Source organism: Mesorhizobium sp. M8A.F.Ca.ET.057.01.1.1 (assembly GCF_003952565.1).
In the GTDB taxonomy this organism is placed as follows: Bacteria; Pseudomonadota; Alphaproteobacteria; order Rhizobiales; family Rhizobiaceae; genus Mesorhizobium.
Genome location: NZ_CP034454.1, coordinates 2,901,327 through 2,921,403 on the forward strand (window position 1 = coordinate 2,901,327; position 20,077 = coordinate 2,921,403).

At 62.3% G+C, this 20,077-nt stretch carries 13 protein-coding genes and 2 pseudogenes; 4 read left to right on the top strand and 11 right to left on the bottom strand.

Annotation, left to right across the window (positions count from 1 at the left end):
* Nucleotides 1-43: 43 nt before the first annotated feature.
* The 6 genes and pseudogenes from EJ077_RS13510 to EJ077_RS13535 all read right to left on the bottom strand — a co-directional run bounded on the left by EJ077_RS13510 (nt 44) and on the right by EJ077_RS13535 (nt 5,554).
* A complete protein-coding gene (locus EJ077_RS13510; RefSeq protein WP_208702582.1) occupies nt 44-2,179 on the bottom strand; it encodes a ParB/RepB/Spo0J family partition protein in 2,136 nt (711 codons plus the stop codon).
* Nucleotides 2,180-2,261: 82 nt separating this feature from the next.
* A complete protein-coding gene (locus tag EJ077_RS32055) occupies nt 2,262-2,561 on the bottom strand; it encodes an addiction module antidote protein (RefSeq protein ID WP_208702584.1) in 300 nt (99 codons plus the stop codon).
* Complete coding sequence (locus EJ077_RS13520; protein WP_208702586.1) at nt 2,558-3,268, bottom strand: putative addiction module antidote protein; 711 nt, start codon at nt 3,266-3,268, stop codon at nt 2,558-2,560. Before EJ077_RS13520 ends, EJ077_RS32055 begins: the two co-directional genes overlap by 4 nt.
* Nucleotides 3,231-3,824 (bottom strand): ComF family protein, encoded by a 594-nt coding sequence (locus EJ077_RS13525; RefSeq protein ID WP_210212165.1) that lies wholly within the window; start codon nt 3,822-3,824, stop codon nt 3,231-3,233. The genes EJ077_RS13520 and EJ077_RS13525 overlap by 38 nt, the downstream gene beginning before the upstream one ends.
* 64 nt (nt 3,825-3,888) lie before the next feature.
* Nucleotides 3,889-4,778 (bottom strand): annotated as a pseudogene (locus EJ077_RS13530) (ArdC family protein).
* A gap of 266 nt (nt 4,779-5,044) precedes the next feature.
* Nucleotides 5,045-5,554: an SOS response-associated peptidase family protein gene (locus EJ077_RS13535; protein WP_189521808.1), complete on the bottom strand. Its 510-nt coding sequence runs from the start codon at nt 5,552-5,554 to the stop codon at nt 5,045-5,047.
* 56 nt (nt 5,555-5,610) lie between these two features.
* Between EJ077_RS13535 and EJ077_RS13540 the strand changes: the two genes are divergently transcribed.
* Genes EJ077_RS13540 through EJ077_RS13550 form a run of 3 tightly spaced genes read left to right on the top strand, consistent with a single transcriptional unit; the run spans nt 5,611 to nt 8,631 of the window.
* Entirely contained in the window at nt 5,611-6,201 is a 591-nt protein-coding gene (locus tag EJ077_RS13540) for an SOS response-associated peptidase (RefSeq protein WP_135928535.1), read from the top strand.
* 55 nt (nt 6,202-6,256) lie between these two features.
* On the top strand, nt 6,257-7,573 hold the full coding sequence (locus EJ077_RS13545; RefSeq protein WP_135928536.1) for a HEPN/Toprim-associated domain-containing protein: 1,317 nt from the start codon (nt 6,257-6,259) through the stop codon (nt 7,571-7,573).
* Nucleotides 7,573-8,631 (top strand): S1 family peptidase, encoded by a 1,059-nt coding sequence (locus tag EJ077_RS13550; protein ID WP_135928537.1) that lies wholly within the window; start codon nt 7,573-7,575, stop codon nt 8,629-8,631. The genes EJ077_RS13545 and EJ077_RS13550 overlap by 1 nt, the downstream gene beginning before the upstream one ends.
* A gap of 57 nt (nt 8,632-8,688) precedes the next feature.
* Here the strand turns inward: EJ077_RS13550 and EJ077_RS13555 are convergent, their stop codons facing one another.
* From EJ077_RS13555 to EJ077_RS13565, 3 genes and pseudogenes are all read right to left on the bottom strand, one after another.
* Complete coding sequence (locus EJ077_RS13555) at nt 8,689-11,955, bottom strand: error-prone DNA polymerase (protein ID WP_135928538.1); 3,267 nt, start codon at nt 11,953-11,955, stop codon at nt 8,689-8,691.
* Entirely contained in the window at nt 11,952-13,475 is a 1,524-nt protein-coding gene (locus tag EJ077_RS13560; RefSeq protein ID WP_135928539.1) for a Y-family DNA polymerase, read from the bottom strand. The genes EJ077_RS13555 and EJ077_RS13560 overlap by 4 nt, the downstream gene beginning before the upstream one ends.
* Nucleotides 13,390-14,141 (bottom strand): annotated as a pseudogene (locus EJ077_RS13565) (ImuA family protein). The gene EJ077_RS13560 and the pseudogene EJ077_RS13565 overlap by 86 nt, the downstream one beginning before the upstream one ends.
* A 537-nt stretch (nt 14,142-14,678) precedes the next feature.
* Here EJ077_RS13565 and EJ077_RS13570 point away from each other — a divergent pair.
* Nucleotides 14,679-16,268, top strand: a complete 1,590-nt coding sequence (locus tag EJ077_RS13570; RefSeq protein WP_245458734.1) for a caspase family protein — start codon at nt 14,679-14,681, stop codon at nt 16,266-16,268.
* A 14-nt stretch (nt 16,269-16,282) separates the two neighbouring features.
* On the opposite strand, the gene EJ077_RS13575 is transcribed toward EJ077_RS13570, so the two are convergent.
* Nucleotides 16,283-18,013 (bottom strand): UvrD-helicase domain-containing protein, encoded by a 1,731-nt coding sequence (locus tag EJ077_RS13575; protein ID WP_135928542.1) that lies wholly within the window; start codon nt 18,011-18,013, stop codon nt 16,283-16,285.
* A complete protein-coding gene (locus EJ077_RS13580) occupies nt 18,010-20,019 on the bottom strand; it encodes an ATP-dependent nuclease (protein WP_208702589.1) in 2,010 nt (669 codons plus the stop codon). Before EJ077_RS13580 ends, EJ077_RS13575 begins: the two co-directional genes overlap by 4 nt.
* Between the last annotated feature and the right edge of the window lie 58 nt (nt 20,020-20,077).

The following is a 20,077-nucleotide window of genomic DNA, read 5'->3' on the forward strand; positions in this document are numbered from 1 at the left end:
TTCGAGAAGAGTGGACGGGGCGGCCGAAGCCGCCCCGCGAACGTCACTCCGCGGCGACTAAGGCGACCGGATCGTCCTCGGCGTCGGCCATCTCCGAGTCCTCCTCATTGGAGGAGAGGAATTGCGGCAGCTCGACTGCCGCGCCGGCCTCGCCCGTAGAGAGCTGAGCAGCGCTCGGCTCGTCGACGACCAGCCGCAGGGGCTCCGGCAGCCATCCGGTGTCGGCCAGCAGGCGCTCGGCCTCCTTGGCCATAGCACCCTTCTTCAGGTGGTCGATGAGCTGGGCGGCCTGCGCGCCGGCGCCTTCGCGAACTGCTTCGAGAATGCGGATCTTGGTGACGCGGCCGAGGTAATTGCCGGAGGTTGGGCGCCAGCCGGCGTCGACCATGTCGAGACCCACTGCCTGCGCAAGCCTGTCGGCCTGGCCGACGCGGCGATCCAGGTTATGCTGCGACAGGCCGGCGCCGCCGTACCGATCGACCTTCTCGACCAGCGCGTTGACGCCATAGCTGACGCAGTGCGCAAGCAGCGCCATCCTACTGGTGTCGTCGAGGCCCGCGATCCAGTCCCATAGCGCGTCATCGTCGGTCGGCACGTCGGCCTTCCAAGCCTCATGGCGCTCGGCGACCGACTTGGCGGACGGGCTGTCCTTGAGGTCGTCCGGCTGGGCGGGAAAGAAAACGTGGCGGACCGACGCTTCTAGGCAGGCGCCGCTCGCAGACGTTCGAAGGAAGGTGTCGGTTACGAGCTTGTGGAGCAGCGCCGTCATGGCGACGTGCGGATTGCCGGCGACTGCGTCACGGAGCGCGAGGGTTCGATAGGCGGTGAGTTCGGTCACCAGACGCTCGGGGAGCGGCTTGATGACATCGTCATCGTCTTCCTCCTGCTCAACGGGCGCACCGCCCATGGTGATGACGGCGCGTCGGACCGTGGTCTCGGCGGCTCCGGTCTCCGTGCCGGGCTCGACGGGCTCTCCTACGGGCTCTGCGGGCGCTTCGTCCTCGGGTCGGATATAACCTCGGTCGATATCGAGCGTGCCGTTGGCGTCTATGCTGACGAAGACGCCGGCGCGCACGACCTCGGTCGCGTCGTAGAGGGTGGGGCGGTTGTCGAAGGTCGCAAGGGACGTCTTGATCTCGCCAAGGCGCTGGTCGACCTCGTCGGGCAACTCGTCGGCCCCTTCAAACTCGGCTTCGAGCTTGTCGTATTCCGCCTTCAGGGCCTCGATCGCCACCTGTTCATCGACAGTCAGATCGGTGGGGTGGCCGACCAGCTCACGCAGGCCGTTCGCGGCGCCATAGGGAAAGCTGACGGCGACCGCGACCCACTTCCAGCCCTCGCGCGCGATCTCCTCGCCTGCGACCTTGAGGTTCTCGGTGACAAGCTGATCGAGAAGCGAGACATCCTGCAGCCAGCCGCCGTCATCGTCCTCGAACAAATCCCGCATGATCGCGCCGCCGGCGGCCTCGTAAGCATCGAGGCCGACGAACACGGCCCGCTTGTCGGAAGCGCGCGCGGTTTGCTCGGTCAGCATGCGCCGGATCTGGTATGGCTCCTTTGACCAAGCGTTCTTGATGGCGTCCCAGACCTGCTCCTGTCGGGCGTGATCGCTGGAGACGGTGAAAGCCATAAGCTGTTCGAGCGTCATGTCGTCGGCCTCGTAGACCTCCAACAGCGCCGGCGAGACAGTGAGGAGCCGGAGACGCTGCTTGACCACCGGCACCTGAACTAGGAAGGCCGAAGCGATCTCTTCTTCCGACATGCCCTTCGACAGCATCGCGGCGAATGCGCGGAACTGCTCGAGAGGTGTCAGCGGCAGCCGTTCGATATTTTCGGCGAGGGAAACCTCTTCTGCCAGGATCGGGCTCTTGGCGTCGCCGACAACACATGGGACCGGCGCGGTCTTGGCGAGTCGCTTCTGCTTCACCAGAAGGTCGAGAGCGCGGTAGCGACGGCCCCCGGCGGGGACGTCGAACATGCCGGTCTCGGCGCCATCGGCGTCGAGAACTGGGCGCACGTGAATGCTCTGGATCAGTCCACGACGGGCGATCGACGCCGCCAGGTCCTCGATCGAGATGCCGTCTTTTCTGGTCCGAACGTTGGTCTGGGAGAGAATGAGCTTGTTGAAGGGAATGTCGCGCGAGGACGACAGGACGATCTTCTGAACAGCAGTAGCCATCGGGATTTACTCCGCGACGGGCGGTCGGGAGACTCTCTCTCGACCTCCAACCCGTCACGAAAATCCCGTCACTCCTCTCCCTCTATCGCGCGGCGACGCCTGTTCGGGCGCGCTGCGGCTCGGCGTCGGATTCGGCCGGTTGGGTTTCCGTCTTCCCTTCGTCGGGCTTCACTTCAAGACGAAGTCCGACCGAGGACAGCACCTTCAGGATCGTGGTGAATTCGGGATTTCCCTTGGAATCGAGCGATCGATAGAGGCTCTCGCGAGCGAGGCCGGTTTCACGCGCGACCTGGCTCATGCCCCGATCGCGTGCGAATTGGCCGAGCGTCTCCTTGATCGCGCTCGTATCCGCGCGAGCGAGCGCGTCATTGAGCGCCTTCACGACATCGTCGAGTGAGGGCCCTTGAGGAAGCGAGGCCGGGCCGGCCTCGGCCGCGATGTCCTTAGGTGCTTCGGCCAGGGGGCTCCCTCCGCTTCAGCCGTAGGTGCTTCCTCCATGGAGGACAGGAAAGTGGGCTGATTGCTGGTTTCGACCAGCCGCCACTCATCGGGGGTCGCGCGCTCCTTCACATCCTTGCGCAGATCGTCGCTGCACTGCGCGATGAAGTTCTTCCACGCATCCACGGACTTGATATTCAAGACATCCTTGTCGGGAACGTTGAAGAGGACGGCGATCTTTCCGGCGAGTGCGAGGCGAAGGACGTTGAGGACGGTGCCCGGGCTCTTGCCATCCCAGATCATCAGGCCGAAGTCGGCTTCGCGCGCCATCTCCCGGTCCTTGGCCGCGTAGAACTGGAAGCCTTTGGCGCTCTTGGGCGCATCGACCTGATGGATGACCCACGGTCCGAGATTGTTGCGTGGCGCGCTACCCGAGCAGAACACCGTGACCTTGTCATAGTGCTTGTCGAGGAAGTGCTTCTGAACCGCTTTGTCGGCGCCGTTGGCGTCTCCGACGATGACGCGGTGGCCGCTCGCGACGACATTGTCGAGCCGCTTCTTAACCTCGGGGGAAGCCGGGAAACGTGTCGCGAGCCGCCTATGAAGATCGTGTTCAATGGTTGCTCCGTGTTTTTGTGATGGTGAGGGCACGGACCGACGCGGCCTTGCCTGGGCCGAGCAGCTCATCCGTGATGGCGTTCATCGTGGTTCCGGACCGAAAGAGATCGTCGAAGAGCAGGATACTGCGCCCCTGGGTCTGCGTTGCGTCGACCTGATAGAGACCCTCGACCTGCTTCTTTCGCTCCTCGGGATCAGTCACATTCTTCAGCTGGGACGTCGAGCGTGTCGTGGTGATGCAGGACAGCACCGGAACGCCAAGTGCCGCTCCGATCCCCTCGGCGAGGACAATGACCGGCTGCAAAGCGCGCTGATGCGACGGTGGGACCGGAACGATGCAATCGAACTTGTCGCGATATTGCGCGAGGAAGTTCGCGGTGCTTTCGATGATGGGTCCAGCGGCGTCCTTGTCCGCGCGGTTCTTCAAGCGGAACAGCAGTTCCGCAATTTCCGGCCGCACAGTATCGAACTGCATATGTCCGAATTCATTTGGCCCGGTCGGGGTGCTGCTGGTCGTATGAAGATCCAGCGCAATTCCCGAGTGCCAGCGGCCCTCGATTTTGATCGGATTGATTTTGACTATAGCCATCCGCGCTCCCGAGCCTCCCCCGTTGTAACCTATGGGCTACAGATGGGCAAGGTCCGGTCGCGATTCAAGCCTGTGGAAAGTCAGGCTGCTCGGGAAAACGCGGCTGAGGCCTCGTCCTCCGGGGGAGGAAGCTCAGCAGATAGTCGGCCGCCTTGCTGGCCTGGCTGGCGGCGCGCACGATGGCGCGGTTGTCCTCGCGCAGGACCTCAAGCCAGGAGCCGACATAATCGGCATGCCTGACGGTCGGCACGATGCCGATCGAGGCGCAGCAGAAGGCTGCGTTGATCTCGGCGACCAACTCCTCGAAGGCGTACTTCTTGGTGCCGAACGAGCCCGAGAGATCGCGCCCGACGCGGGATGCGTGGCCGGTAGCATGGCCGAGTTCGTGAAGCGCCGTGCGGTGCCAGTTAATGGGCTCGAAATAGGCCTGCGGTGGGGGACCTGCACGAAGTCGGGACCGGGCGCATAGAATGCGCGATTGCCACCAATCCGGAATTCGATCCCGGTCGCTTTGATAAGCGCTTCCACACGAGGCTCGATGAGGTCGGGCGTCGGCGCCGCCGCCTGTGTCGTGAGTTCGTCGGGAAGCCCGTCGCATTGGGCTGTGTTGAAGACGGTAAAGCGCTTCAGGAACGGGATCGCCTGGGCATCCTCACCGGTTTCGCGGGCGCGCCGCTTCTCGCCTTCCGGCACGAAACGGTCGGCGTAGACAACCGTTGTGCCGCGTTCGCCCTTTCGGACGTTGGCGCCAAGCGAGAGCGCCTGGCGGAAGGTGAGCCAGGTCTGGCTCGGATAGCCGCGGTCGATGACCGCGCCCCAAAGGATCAGGACGTTGATGCCGGAATATGCCCTTCCGGTCGAGGCGTTCCGCGGCAGCGCGAGCGGCGCTTTGGCGGCCGCTGTGCCCCAAGGCTGAACCCACGGAAGCCGGCCGGCTTCGAGTTCGCCGATGATCTTGGTCGTGATGTCGTCGTAGAGGCTCGCCCGATCTGGGGCCGCCTGGCGCTGATGCTTGGTCATCGCGGGTCTCCGCGACGGGCGCCGGAAGCCTCTCTCCCAGCCCTCAACCCGTCACGGCAAACCCGTCCGCACTCTCACTCTGCGGGGCGTTGCGGGGCAGCCGGCCCCGCAGAAGGGGTCGACCGAGACCGCGGGGCTCGGGCGCAGGGGAAGGCTTTCCCCCGCAAAACCGTAGAACCGTAAAAGCGGACATCCGGATTTCAGAACGCGAGTGCGTCCTGGGCGTAGTGCTCTTGCAGGCGTGCGACCTTGAAGCTTCCGGCAGGCAGCGGTCGCAGGAGTTCATTCTCGGGCACGGTGAGATCGAGCCAATCCATTCGCTGGTCTCGCCGCAAGACCGCCATTTGCCGATCATGGTACGGGGAGACATCGTCATTCGCCGTCGTCGTAAGGATCGCATAGGCCTCTGGCCATTGACGTGTTGCAGGCTGCCAGATCCCCGCGAAGTAGAACCAGTCACCGTTGGAGAGGGAGAGGCAATAGTGTTTGCCGTGACTACGATGGCGGAATTCGGAAGCCGGTATCAGGCAGCGATGACTGGGAAACGTTCTGCCTTCTGCGCGCACGACAGAGAAGGGGCGGCCCTCAGCTTCGCGGGGTTGAAGTCCCCAGGGCAGCTCCACCATCTCAACATCGCCGTCGTCGCGCCTTATGATGATACGGCGTTCGTCGAGCGATGCATCGGAGTCGAATACAGTTGCGCTCATGATCTGCGAACATACCAAGAACATGGTCGCACGGCAAGCGCGACGGAAACGGAGGACCCATGTGCAATGATTATCGACTGAAGGTGGACATTGCCTCGATCGTCGAGGACTTCGCCGACCTGAAGATCAAAATCCGCTTTGGCGAAGGCGCACCGAACATCGAGGCGCGCGACGACATCAAGATTACTGATATCGGGCCGATCATCCGGACCGTCGACGGCGCACGCGGTGAAGGCGACCTTGTGCAGCGGCGATGGAGTTGGCCGGGCCAGAACAAGCGGCCCGTCTATAATTTTCGATCGGAGGGCCGGGAGTTCACCTCGAACCGCTGCCTGATCGTCACCGACGGTTTCTATGAATTCACCGATCCCACCGAGAAGGGGAAGAAACGCAAGGACAAGTGGCTTTTCACGAAAAGCGACGAGCGCCTGATGTGCATCGCGGGCATCTGGCGCGAGACCAAGGATGTCGGCGAAGCCTTTACCATGCTGACCATGGAGCCCGGGCCCGATATCGCGCCATATCATGATCGGCAGATTGTTGTTCTCGAGCGCGAGGCTTGGTCTGACTGGCTCGATCCGTCCGTTTCAGCACGCGACCTTATCAAGCCCTTACGGCCAGGATCGCTCAAGGTCGAGCAGGTAGGCTAATGGTGCGACGTGGTAGCATCGACTGGCGCGATGGGATGGTCCGGGGGAATAGAGATTGGGAACTGAGATTACACTCGACGTCGCCGGGGTGTCGGTTACGTACAGCAAGAACCACCGCGGAATTGATCACGGATCTATTTTCCAGGAGCAAGATCGGAAGGCGATCAAGAGTGATCAACTCAACTATGATTGGTACGAGACGGAAGGCGAGGATCCCACGCCTTCTGAAATGGCGTTCACGCGGCAGCTCAGAGATGTCGTTCCCCGACTAGAACTCCTGGGCTTTGATTTGGAGCGGGTACGGCGCGAATACGACGCCGTCGTACAAAACTGGCTGGAGGAGAGGCAGTCTTTTCAGGACGAGGAGGATGGACCAGCTCCAGATGCGATGAGCTTTGTGGAGTTCGCGGAGTTTGTGAACGCGCATCCCCTCGATCGTCTCGACGACACATTCGTCTTAGGTTCCGACGACGCAAGCGAAGCGAAGATTCGGGGTCGGTTTGCCGAGATGCAGCTTGAGCGGCTTCCCCTTTATCGACCTCACGGCAGCCAAGCTTATTCGGAGCGGACCTTTTTCGGCGGTTTAGTCGATATCCTGCACCCGTATTCGGTTCTGCGAATACTGGCGGAGGCGAACGGTGATGCGCCGGTCGTCTGGCAGTATGGGCCGTTGGTCGAAGGCGGCTATGCGCCGGAGCGCGAGTTCGTGCCGCACGCCCGGCGGACCGAGACGTTCCTGATCGCGACAGAAGGCAGTTCGGACGTGCATATCTTGAAGCACGCCCTCGCGCTCTTGCGCCCAGGCGTCGCGGACTTCTTTCGGTTTATCGACGTAAGCGAGAGCCATCCGTTTTCCGGCACCGGCAATCTGGTGAAGTTTGCCGAAGGCCTCGCGAAAATCGACGTCCAGAACCAGGTTGTCTTTGTTTTCGATAACGATGCCGAGGGGCTCGACGCTCATCAGAAGCTTTCGGCTCTCACCCTTCCTGCCAATATGCGCCGGATCATGCTGCCCGAGCTCGACGCGTTTCGCGCGTTTCCGGCTGAGGGGCCGGAGGGCCTGCACAGTTCGGACATCAATCGTCGTGCTGCAGCGATCGAATGCTATCTCGATCTTGAGGTCGGCGGTCACCCGCCAGCCAAGGTGCTCTGGACCAACTACAAGAAGGGCCTCGGCATCTATCAGGGGGCGTTGGAATTCAAGGAGTCCTACGTCAAGGAGTTCTTGAAACAAACCCCTGAGACATTGAGCGATGGCTCATATGACGTTCGCAAGATCGAGGCAGTCCTTAATCTGCTTATTGCCGAATGTACGGCTATGGCTGTCGATCAGTGGGATCCGGCCGAGGTTGAATTGAGAGATACCTACTGATGACTGAAAAAAGCGCGTTTCAAGAGACATATATGCGCGCGGCAGGAGCCGTAGCGTTCGTCACCATCATTGATGGAAAGGGGGACGAGGGGATCGGGTCGGCGTTCCACATCGGCAAGGGCATTTTCGTCACGGCCCGGCATGTGATCGAAGGGGCCACGATCAAGGAGATTGCGACCACAAAGTCGGCGCATCTGAGCGAAGAAGCTGGTGGCAAGACGGCCCCGCCACGTCGGCTGGAAATTGTCGATGGACCCTATTTTGGTCCTGACGGCCTTGATGTCGCGGTTTTCCGCGTCGATCTTGGCGATACGCCGCTGCCGGCGATCGCTGTCAGCCAACACACGGACGCGTCGCTGGGAGAGAATGACCTCGTGCTGTCCGATATTCTCGTGATCGGCTATCCGCCGATCCCGTTCACAACGATTCCGAGCCAGGTCGTCACGCTTGGACAGATCAATGCCGTGGTGCGCGTGCGTCATTCTCCGGTCCTGCATTTCATCGCATCGGCTATGGCGCGCGGTGGATTCAGCGGAGGAGCGGCGCTCGATCAGTCCGGCACCGCGCTGGCGCTGGTGACCGAGAGCCTGGGCCAGGGCGATATGCCCGTGGAGACCGGCTATATGAGTCTGTTGTCGATCGAGCCGGCAGTGGATCTCGCTGCGGAGAAGTTCGGGTTCAGCACTCACGGCGCCTACCCCGGCCGCTACAGCGACACGCTGTTCGCGGCGAAATTCTCGAATCCGTCGAGCGACTCACTCAGTTCATTCATCTACGACGCAAGCCTGTACGTCTATGATGACGATCGTGACCTATTCGTTGAAATCAATTGCACGGACGAAGCGCTGCTTGCCGAGGCGATCGCGACCTTCCATGCGATCACGCCGGTGACTCGAAACGACGTTGACGACGGATATGTCCTCTACATCCCCAATGAAAATCCCCCGGCGACGCTGCTGCTCGAGGCTGGGGAAGCTGTCGCCGCGCTGCTCGAGCGGTCCGGCTATCGGCGCATGGCGTCGGAACGCAGCCAATGGCAGCTCAAGAACAATGCGTAGAGGGCATCGACGCTCTGAGGCGGTTGCCGTGCTCAGCGCCTCGTCCGTCCTTGGGCGTCAGTGGAAGTTGCGGCTCTTCACCCTGATCGTGTCGATGTGCAGGTCGGGAATATAGATGTCGCGCGTGCGCAGCCCCTTTGGAGGCAGCTCGCGCGGATCTGGAGCGGAACCTCCATTGCGGACCTGGTCGCCGCGACCGTGGGGAAGAGGAAAGGCCGCATCGCGGCTGCCGACGCTGGCGAGATCGGCCGAGAGGTCCATGATGCGTTGAGCAACCAGATGAACGACGTCGCCCTCACGCTGAATACGCCCCCGTACCGCCATCATGCTGGCCGATAGGACGGCACGCCGATTGGCCTCGAAGACCTTGGCCCAGACAACGAGATTGGCGATGCCGGTCTCATCCTCCAGCGTGATGAACATGACGCCTTTGGCGCTGCCCGGCCGCTGACGGACGAGGACGATGCCGGCGGCCTCGAGCCAGCGGCCGTCGCGCGTTGCCATGGCGTCGGCGCACGTCACGATGCGGCGGCGCCGCAGGTCCTCGCGGAGGAATAAAAGCGGATGATCACGCAAGGTCAGCCCGACATGGCCGTAATCCTCGACCACCTCGCTGCCGGCGGTCATTGGCCGCAGCGCAACGGAGGGCTCGTTTACCTCGGGGACGATTTCATTCTCACAAGCGGCGGCGGCTGCAAAAAGCGGCAACGGTTCATCCCGCAAGGCCTTGATCGCCCATAACGCCTCGCGGCGGGCGAGCCCGAAGGAAGGCCGAAATCCGTCAGCCTCCGCGAGTTGCACAAGGGCTGCGGACGGAACGCCGGCGCGGCGCCAGAGATCATCGATCGACGCGAACGGCTGGTCGGCGCGCGCCGCAACCATCGCCGCACCATGGGCATTGGCAAGGTTCTTGACCATGCGCAGTCCGAGACGGACGGCAAAGCGGCTATCGTCCTCGGTCGGCTCCAGCGTGCAATCCCATCTTGACGCATTGGCGCAAACGGGACGGACCTTGACGCCGTGCTCGATCGCGTCGCGCACGATCTGGGCAGTCGCATAGAAGCCCATCGGCTGGGCGTTGAGGAGCGCTGCGCAGAAGATGTCGGGATGCCAGCATTTCAGCCAGGCGCTGGCGTAGGCGATCAGCGCAAAAGAGGCTGCGTGCGATTCCGGAAATCCGTAACTTCCAAAGCCTTCGAGTTGCTTGAAGGTCGCCTCGGCGAAATCGCGCTCGTACCCGTTAGCGACCATGCCGTCGATCAGCTTGGCCTTGAACGATGAGACACCGCCCGTGAATTTGAATGTCGCCATCGACTTGCGCAGCAAATCGGCTTCGCCAGGCGTGAAGCCGGCGCACTCGATCGCCACCCTCATGGCCTGCTCCTGAAAGAGCGGAACGCCGAGGGTTTTTCCGAGCACCTTTTCCAGCTCCGGCTTGGGATAGACGACGGGCTCCAAACCTTCGCGGCGGCGCAGATACGGATGGACCATGTCGCCCTGGATTGGGCCGGGTCTGACGATCGCGACTTGAACCACGAGGTCGTAATAGGTTCGGGGCTTCAGCCGCGGCAGCATCGACATCTGCGCTCTGCTTTCGATCTGGAAGGTCCCTAGAGTGTCGGCCTTTCTGATCATCGCGTAGGTGCGCGGGTCCTCGGCCGGGATGGAAGCGAGGTCGAGATTGATCCCTTTGTGATCGGCAAGCATGTCGAAGCCGAGCTTCATGCAGGTGAGCATTCCCAGGGCCAGAACATCGACCTTCATGAAGCGGAGCGAGTCGATGTCGTCCTTGTCCCATTCGATCACTTGCCTGTCGGCCATCGCCGCGGGCTCGATCGGGACCAACTCGTCCAGGCGGTCATGGGTCAGGACGAAGCCGCCGGGATGCTGTGACAGATGACGGGGCGCGCCCATGAGCTGCCGCGCGAGATCTAGCGCCAGGCGCAGGCGGCGGTCGCCAAGATTGAGGTTGAGAGCTTCGACGTGCTTGGCTTCGACCCCTTCCGACCAGCCCCAAACCTGGCTCGATAGCGTCTTGATAAGGTCGTCGGTGAGGCCGAGCGCCTTGCCGACATCGCGCATCGCGCCCTTGGTTCCGTAGCGGATGACGGTCGAGCACAGCGCGGCGTGGTCGCGGCCATAGGTCTCGAACACCCACTGCATGACAATTTCGCGCCTGGCATGCTCAAAGTCGACGTCGATGTCCGGCGGTTCGCGACGCTCTTCGCTGACGAACCTTTCGAACAGCAGGTCGTTGCGACCGGGATCGATGGAGGTGATGCCGAGGACGTAGCACACGGCCGAATTGGCTGCCGATCCGCGTCCCTGACACAGGATGTCTTTGGATCTCGCAAAGCGGACGATGCTGTTTACGGTCAGGAAGTAGGGCGCATACTCAAGCTTCGCGATGAGGCGAAGCTCGTGTTCGAGCGAAGCCCGTACGCTGTCAGGCAACCCTTCAGGATAACGCGCCTCCGCGCCCTCCCTGGTCAGTTTTTCCAGCGTCTCCTGTGGGGTGAGCGTCGGGTCGTCGCGTTCCTCAGGATACTGATAGGCCAACTCCTTCAAATCGAAGCGGCAACGCGCGGCGATCTCGATCGAGCGAGCGACCGCCTCGGGATTGCGGGGGAAGAGCCGGTACATTTCCTCCGGCGGCTTGAGGTAGCGGTCGCCAAATTCACGGCGATCACCGAGCTCGTCGATGGTTATGCCGTGGCGGATGCACGTCACCACATCCTGGAGAATGCGCCGTGCCGGCTCGTGGTAGAGCACGTCGTTGGTAACGACGGCTGGCACCCGCATCTGCGTCGCCATGTTCGATAACTCGTGAACGCGCAGCTGATCGTTCGGCCGACGGCGAAGGGTCAGCGCCATGTAGGCCCGGTCACCGAAAGCGTCCCGGAGGCGTCGCAAATGGAGGCCGCAGGTTTCGTCGGCCTCGTCCGGCACGAGAATGGCGATCAGCCCGTCGCCGTAAGCGACAACATCCTCCCAGGTGAGAATGCACTTGGCCTTGCCGCCGCGCTTCTTGCCGAGGGAAAGCAGCCGGCAGAGCCGTCCATAGGCCGAGCGGTCGGTTGGATAGACCATGATCGACATGCCATCGGCGAGATCGAGGCGACAGCCGACGATCAGCCGCACGCCGGTCGCCTTGGCGGCCTCGAAGGCGCGTACGATGCCGGCAAGCGAGTTGCGGTCGACGATGGCCAGCGCTTCGATGCCTTGCGCAGCGGCCTGCGCGAATAATTCGTCGCAAGAGGACGCGCCCCTCAAGAAAGAGAAATGCGACGTCGCCTGCAGCTCGGCATAGCGCTGCGCGGTCATCCGAACACCCCATGCATGAACCAGCGCTGCGAGCCGGTGTTGGGGTCCTCGCCGTCGCCTGAGCGGAAAATCCAGTAGCGCTCGCCCGCATCGTCCTCGACCCTGAAATAGTCGCGAACTGCGGCCAGCTCGGCGTCGCGCCGCCACCATTCGCCGCGGATGCGCTCGGGGCCATCGGCGCGGCGGACGCGGCGACGGATACCGCGCCAGGTGAAGGAAACGGGCGGGTGGTCTGGGAGAAGCGCGACGGTGTCGATCAACTCGGGAGGCGCCAGCAGCCGCGAGGGCCGCGGCCAGCGGCTTGGCCAGGTCGCTCCTGTTTCCGGAGCCATCGGCGCAATCCGGCAGACCGAGCGCTCCGGCACCTCGGTTGCGACGGGCGCAGCACGATAGAGGCTTCGCTCGCCCACGCGGTTGATAAGGGTGTCGACCAGGTCAGAGACATCCGGAACCCCTTCATCGACCATAACGGTCAGGGTCTGCTTCTCGGCGAGAGGTTCGGCCAGAGTCGCGGTCAGGCTGAGGGTCTCGATGCCGAAGCCTGGCTCAATGGTTTCGATCTTGTCGGTAAGCAGCCGGGACAGGCGTTTGACGTCGCGCACGGGCAGCGCCGTTCCGACGCGGATGGCCTGTTTCAGCTTGTCGACGCGATGGCAGATGAAGTCGAGCCGTTTGGCCCCGAGACCCTTTGCCTCAAGCTCAGCGCAGAGCTGGACGACCAGTTTGCCGATGTAGCGAGCGATGGTTTCAGCCGCGCTGATCGGCTCAGCGAAATTCCGTTTCACCTCGATCAACTCGTCTGGCCGCACGGGCTCGATGGGCTCACTGAGCATACCGAGCGCCTGATCGATGCGACGGCCGAGCTGCGGGCCGAAGCGCAGCGTAAACGGCGCGCGCGGTTGCGCGAGGAGATCTCCAATCCGCTCGAAGCCGAGGATCTGCAGCCCGGAGACGGTTTCGGTCGGCAGTCGCAGGGCTGCGAGCGGCAGCCCTGCGAGGACGGATGCGCCGTGGCCGATGGGGGCCACCAGGACCGGCCGGGCATCAAAGCGCGCCAAGGCGTGAGCCGCACCCCAAGTGTCGGCGATCGCGGCCCGGGCGCGCACGCCTGATGCCGCGAGCCTGTCGATCAAGCCCGCGAGCATGACCTCTTCGCCGCCATGGAGATGGTCTGCGCCGGTGGAATCGATCACGAGCCCGTCGCCGGCGTCGGCAGCGACGATCGGCGCATACCGCTGAAGCACCCAGAGCGCGAGCCGGTCGAGAGCATCTGCATCGCCGGCCGCGTCATGATCATGAACGATAAGGTCGGGCACGATGACACGCGCCTGCGTGGCGGGCATTCCTACGCGCACGCCGGCTCGATGGGCCGCAGCGTCCGCCGCCAGCACCACCTGCTTTCTCCCGTCACGGCCTATCAGAGCGAGCGGTGCCTCAGCCGGAGGCGCCGCGCCGCCAGCCTTCCGCCTGTGCCGGTCGACGGACCAGCTCGGCAGGAACAGCGAGACGACCCGAGTCATCACATGCCTCCACTTCAAAATCTCCGCTTTCGCCCGCGCGGGCCCGAATCAGTTCCAGCAGCCAACGGTGTCGGCCGACGCCTGGCACCGGCAGCACTGCCGACGGCATGACCGAGACGCGCCATCGCGTTGAAGCGGCCGTGGGCTGGCCGAAATCGGCTGCTTCGGTTTGTCGCCGCCAGCGCCGTAGGGCGAGGCCGATCGTGCCACTTTCTTCGGCGCAAAGCTGAAGCCGCCGGGACGCGGTCATGTCGAGCCTTGCGACTTCGCCGACCACGGCTCCGAGGCCGCCATGCCGCAAACCTTCCTCAATGCAGGCGAGCACGGTCTTGTCGTTGCCGGCCTCGACGTAGATGACCCGGTCGGGGGCAGGCCTGCCTGGGCCAGCGCTGGTGCGAACAGGTCCGGGCGAGTGATAACCCAGAGCACCTTGCCCTTGGTGCGGGCGGCAACGCCGGCTGCAAACAGGGCGGCGGCAGCGCCGTCGATAGCGCCGTTACCGCCGCCTGCGATTTCGTGCAGCGCGCCGAGTGCTAGGCCACCGCCTGGCAGGCGCGAGTCGACCTCGGCGATTCCGAATGGGAGCACCGATTTTGCGCGCCGGCTTCGGCCTTTGATCTTTTCGATCTGAGCGCGCAACAACTCTATGGCGGGCTCGGGCCGCAACTTCTTTGTCGACCTCCAGGGACGGGTTCAACATCATGTTCGCTATTTGTTCTTCTTTCGACAGCCAGAGTCAAGGTGGATCTCGATGCGTGCTTACCTGAACTCTCGCAAAACGTGGACTTCGCGGAGGCGTGGGAACGCCGTGCCCGCGATCGGTGCCTTGTTTTGCGGGATCGCACAGTGTTACGCTGTCACTGTGACAGAGTGATAGGATATACGTGGATCAATCCGCAGCAGTCAGGCGCATCGCGCAGGAACTCAACGACGGTGAAGCCAGTGGCCGCAGCGCCCGGCTTGCCCGGTTGACCGGATCGAGCGCCGTAACTGTTCGCTCCTGGGGAGCGGCCGGAGCGAGCGAGGGGCGGAAAAGGGCGATGAGCCCGACGGCTCGTCGGTTGCTGTTCGTCTTACTCGTGCTTCACCGATCTGGTCACGACCTTGATCGCCTGCGCGCTGACGCGCGGAGGCTAGAGAACGAATTTCTTGACGAGGACGATGATGCCTAAGAGGGGAGTCTCGGGAGCTCAGCCGACTGAGGTGGACGCGCGACCTGAGCGGAGGTTTACGCGAGTAACCGCCCTTGTTGTCGCGATCGAGAACTATCGAAAGCCGCCCAAGGGCGAGCCGTTGCCATCCGTCGATTTCGCACATGCCGACGGGGACGCCTTCGCTGACGTTATCAAGAGAATCTATGCCGATCTACCGGACGAGGACGTGTCGGTACATGTCCTTAAGGACACCGATGCCAGTCTGACGGCTTTGCGAGACGATCTGAAGTACACGATCAAGACTCTCGCTGATGATGAGCTCTTCATCTTCTACTATGCTGGACATGGGTTTCACGGTGCTGGCGGCAACCGCCTCAGTACCTACGATACCAACCGCCACACCGTCGAGGATACGTCGCTGTCGATGCGCGACGATCTTCTGGAACCGCTGATGGATAGCGAGTGCCGTCAGGCGCTGGTGTTTGTCGATGCGTGCGCAGAGAGATTCAGCGGTGTCGTCAGATCGCGCGATGTTATCACCAATCTCGATGCTGATGAGGTCAGGGAGTTTCTCGACAGCGGGTGGTACCTCGGCGTCTTCTTGTCATGCTCGCCGGGCGAAAAGTCATATCCCGCGGCAACGCTAAAACACGGCATTTGGACGCACTTCCTGCTTGAAGCGATGGAAGGTCGGGCGCCGAAAGCCTTGACGCGCGATCGCTGGCTGACCGACTTCGGATTGCGCGATTATCTTCAAAAGGAAGTTCCGGGGTTCATCACGCGCCAAATGCAGGTGCGAGGTACTCAAACGCCTCAAGCGATTCTCTCGGGAAGCAGCAGCTTCCAGATTCGCCATATTCCGAAACCGCCCACCGTGCCGGCCGATGCGGCGTTGGCGGGCATCTCGCTGCGCAACAACAGCGAGTTTCTGGAAGGCACGGAAACGGGAGAGATCCGCCGGCTTCCTGGGTTTACGCGAACCAAAAAGCACACCGTGCCGACCGAAATAAGCGAGTCAGTGGAATCGTGGTGCCAGCGTCTGCTCACCGAGCGCGTCGCGGAAGAGTTACAGGAGCTCTACGAGTCCGCGCGCAAGGCGCTCAACGCGCGGCGGAAGGACGTCCAGAAGGCCGGCGATGGCGGTGGCGGTGACCTGGACACGGCGGCCTTCCGTTATTCGATCGAGACGGGCCAGAACCCTGATGACCCCGCAGAGTATATCATCCGGCGTCGACTGGAGCTGCGCGATGGCTGGGACGCGCATCGCGCCGCGATCGACGAAATATTCGGCAATGAGTTCGACCGCTTGGTAATAGAGTTCGAGCGGATGGACGACACGTTCGACGCATTGGTTGAAAAGCTTGAAGACATCCAGGAAAGCCAGGGTGGTGAGGTCCACGACGACGATCGGACCAAACGAGCGACGTACGACAGAGACGGCGTGACGTTTACTTTCGATCTGAGTAAGCGACGTCTAGAAATTTCGTTCGGTCGATCGGGCACGCTCGAACTCGTCGATGCTGCGCAAAAATTCCAACTAGGCACGAGCCGAGCAAGCCCAATGCTGGCGGCGCCGACCAGGCAAGCCGTGTCTGCATCTTCACCTGCACCCGTTCGCCGCGATGCACGAGGTCGGTAAATCCGCCGAGCCGATCAGATTTGATGGAGACGGACCTCACACCCACCATTGGTGAGAAGTGTCTGGAGCCGTGCGGCCCGGCTTTTCGGGACAGCAATCGCGAGCAGGCGCTCGGCCCGCGAGGCTCCGACGTAAATCTTACGGGCCTCTTCGTCGGCGTCCGACGGTTGGCCTTCGAGGAGGTCAATGATCGCGCCGGCGGTCTTCGTCGTCATGACCACGCACACCGCAGGAAACTCCTGGCCCTTTACGGAGTGGATCGTGCGGGCCGGCGGAGAGTTTGTGGGGGCGCGGGCAAGCGCCGTCGTCAGGTCTGCGTGCGCTTTCAGGCGCTGGTTGATGGTGGAGTTTGCGACGAGACCAGCGACGAGAAGATTGCGCGCCCTGGCCAGCCATTCATCAACGGTGTCGCCTTGACCGAAACGGAGGCCATTGGCGAGCGCGATGATCTCCGGTCGCCAACGGCCGTCCTCAAGTGCCTCGCTCAGCAGGTAGCTATGATAGCCTCCCAGCGCACCGAGGCGGCCTTGAACCAGCAGGACAACGCGGTGCAGGTTGACGAGTGCGTCACGACGATTTCCAACGGCGAACGCGAAATGATAGTTCATGGCCGCTTCCGCCAGAAGGAACGTCATGTGGGCGGTCGGCTCGATCGTCGGCTGACCGATGGCTTTTGAAGCACTGGCCCGCGTGGAGGCTAGAACCGGCGCGAGATGTAAGGGGATGCTCAGTCCCTCGACCAGGCCCCGGAAGGTTGAACCGATGGCCGGCGAGACGGCGCTTCCGCCATACGACAGGATGTGGACCGGCGTCGTATCGGCGCGATGCGGACCCAACGGTTTGTCCGGATCGGAGCGCGAGGACGGTGGTCGAAGCGTCACGATCGCGGCACAGATTGCTGGGCTGGATCTGAAATTGCCGCTCATCGGCAAACGATCCGTTGCCTCGAACGTCGCGGCGAACCGTTGAAGTTCGTCGGTCACGCCGCCCCGGAATTCGTAAATCGACTGGTGGGGGTCGCAGATGACCTTCACTCTGATCCCGGATGCCCGCAGCCAGTCGACAATCTCGAGATCAGCAGGGTTACAGTCCTGGGCTTCATCGACAATGATCTCCCGAAATCGGGCCGCGAGCGCAGCACCGAGACGCTTGGCGAAGGCCAGGTCGGTCAGCCTTTCACGGACACAGACGCGGACATCTTCGAAGTCGATTTGGCCTTGGCTTCGCGCACGTCTGATCGTGGAGAGCGCGGTGGTCTCATGCGCCGCGATCTGGCGCTTGTCGACGTCGAAGCCCTCGTCCTTTGCGAGCGCGGGAATAACCTTGCCCGTTGCTCGGTCAAAGCATCGCAACCGGAGCGCCTGCGCGCCGTCGTAGGGCGGCTTCACCTCCCAATTGCTTTTGTCGGGGACAAGCCTCGGCAGTTGGTGGCAGTCCGGAATGCCGAAGGGTGCGATCAAGAACTGCCAAAGGAATCGATCGAACGTTCCGATGAAACTGGGAAACACTGGCGCCGGCAGCACACCGAAGGTGCGGAGGCGTGCCTCCAGCTCATCGACCGCGGCGTTTGTGAACGACAGGAACGCGACGCCGCGTCGGTCGTCGGGATGATTTAGCAATTGACGGGCGCGCTCGACCATCGTCCTGGTCTTACCCGCGCCAGGGCAAGCCGTTACGAACGCCGTGCCGACGTGATCGATAACGTCCTGCTGCTCTTGGGTCGGAACATACGAGGAGAGGGTCACGGGACGACGACCTCTTCGATGGCCTTTGCGATGTAGGCGGGGACTACGAACGTGTCGCCATCCTCGATCAGCCGCGCGAGAATCTGAGCGAAATCGCCCTTGCGGGTCTTCTTGAATATCTCGTGGATTTTCTTCGCGCGCTCGTCGCCGCTGAGCGCAACGGCGTTGTCCCACTTCTTCTTCGATCTTGGGTGAAGCGTCAGGTAGGCCTTGCGAAGGATAGCGGAATTGCCCGCCTCCAGCAGCTCGGTCTCCAGCGAGTAGATGCTCGTGACCGCCGCAAGATGCTCGCTCGCGCCGAGTGAGCTAGCCAGGCTCATCAATGCAGCCTTGCGCATCTCACCTGGAATAGATGGCTCCTCTGGGACGGCCTCATCATCCTCGTCGGAGACCAGGGGTACGTCTTGCTCCGATGCGGGGCTGGCGGGGACTCCGTCCGAGGCGTCGCTTGGCAGTTCCTCGTCATCATCCTCGTCATCGTCGCTGTCGCCGGTCCCTTTGTCTCCGTCCGTCAGGATGACGACGCGGTCCGCTATGCGAGCACCATTGACCGTCGTCAGCAACAGCGTCGCGTAGGGACTGAAATCGACGCCATCGATGGGCACAAACACCGTTGATTTGAACAGACGAAGTTGGTCGGGATGATCCTTCAGCGTGTGATGCTTTGCGATGGCCGGGAGGAGAAGCGCTTCTGCAATTCCTTCGACGAGCAAGACTCGTCCGCCGAATAGTAGCGCCGCCTTCGTCACGTCGAGATAGCGATCGACCTTGCGCCGCTCCAGCGAATCAAGCGGCATCAGCGACAAGGGAATGCAGCGGGTAGACCTGCGAAGTGCCGCCGCTGTCATGGTGGCGGTGAGTGCATCGGTACCTGCCACGTCGGTCTTGGCGTGGTCAGTGCCTAACCCGCCTCCAATGACCGCTGCATCCGCCAAAGTCGGCTCGATACCTGGTTCGCCGGCCTGCGCTTGTTTGGTGCTCGCGACGACGGATTTGAACACCACCAAACGGTCGCTGCTGACCCATGCAGAAAGGTTCGGCGAATGCGTGGCGACTATCACTTGGAGCTCGCCAGATGGAGCGTGGTCGGCGGGCGCGTCTTTGCGTGATTGCTCGGCCTGGTCTCTCAAGAAGGAGAGGACGGCCGCCTGAAGCTGGGGATGGAGATGGGCCTCTGGTTCCTCAACGAGGAAAAGCGTGAGGTCGGCTGATCGGACCTTCTCAAGCTCAACGGCGATGATCGCCATGAACAGGAGATTTGCGTATCCGTGCCCAGAATACCGAAGGTCTTCGGGATCAACGCCGTGGTCGGCGAGCTTGAAACGCAGGTCTCGGGCGATATCGACTAAAGCTTCGTCGGTAGCGAACCCGAGTGAAGCCGTTTGTCGGCGAACCCCGGACGTCAGGGCTGATAGACCCTTCTCGACTGCACCGTCTACCTTGACGAGGATATCATGCGAGTGGGTCCGCGCGAGTTCTTTCGCGAGTTGCGCTGGAGTGGTCCCCTCGAGAAAATGATTTAATAGCGCCATGATCCGCGTTGGGTTTCCGGACGCCAAAGAACGCTTCGCATCGCGCAGCGGCGGTAGATAGACGTGCCGGACCATGTCGTGGCAGCCTGGTTCTGGAGAGTTTCCTTCTTTGCCGGCCCAGAGCACCGGTTTGACGCCGGCTCGCGTGCCATCGAAACGCAAGCCGAAGCGCGCTTGGGTCAGCGACGCATCCGTCGCAGCCGAAATGAAGCGGCCTTGCTGCCCCGTCGAAAGCTCTGCGAAGCACCCCTCCAGCTCGAAGTAGCTGGTCGCGCTTTGAAAGCGAACGTCCGTCGACTCGCAATATATTTCCCGTCGTCCACCGAGAGGGGTCGTAAGCAGGCGAACTGCGTCGATCGCGTTGCTTTTGCCGCCGTTGTTTTCACCCACGAAGACCGTCAAGTCTTTTTGGAGTTCGATCTCTCCTTCGTCGAAAGAGCGAAAGCTGTTGAGCTTTATATTCCTGAGATACATTGAACCCCTCGCAGAATCAGGAAGCATAGAGCAACGGCAGGGATTTCTCGATAGAGGC

Excerpts from the sequence above, each read along its gene's own strand:
- EJ077_RS13510 (WP_208702582.1), bottom strand. The coding sequence starts at position 2,179 with ATGGCTACTGCTGTTCAGAAGATCGTCCTGTCGTCCTCGCGCGACATT.
- EJ077_RS13525 (WP_210212165.1), bottom strand. The coding sequence starts at position 3,824 with ATGGCTATAGTCAAAATCAATCCGATCAAAATCGAGGGCCGCTGGCAC.
- EJ077_RS13540 (WP_135928535.1), top strand. The coding sequence starts at position 5,611 with ATGTGCAATGATTATCGACTGAAGGTGGACATTGCCTCGATCGTCGAG.
- EJ077_RS13550 (WP_135928537.1), top strand. The coding sequence starts at position 7,573 with ATGACTGAAAAAAGCGCGTTTCAAGAGACATATATGCGCGCGGCAGGA.
- EJ077_RS13555 (WP_135928538.1), bottom strand. The coding sequence starts at position 11,955 with ATGACCGCGCAGCGCTATGCCGAGCTGCAGGCGACGTCGCATTTCTCT.
- EJ077_RS13560 (WP_135928539.1), bottom strand. The coding sequence starts at position 13,475 with ATGACTCGGGTCGTCTCGCTGTTCCTGCCGAGCTGGTCCGTCGACCGG.
- EJ077_RS13580 (WP_208702589.1), bottom strand. The coding sequence starts at position 20,019 with ATGTATCTCAGGAATATAAAGCTCAACAGCTTTCGCTCTTTCGACGAA.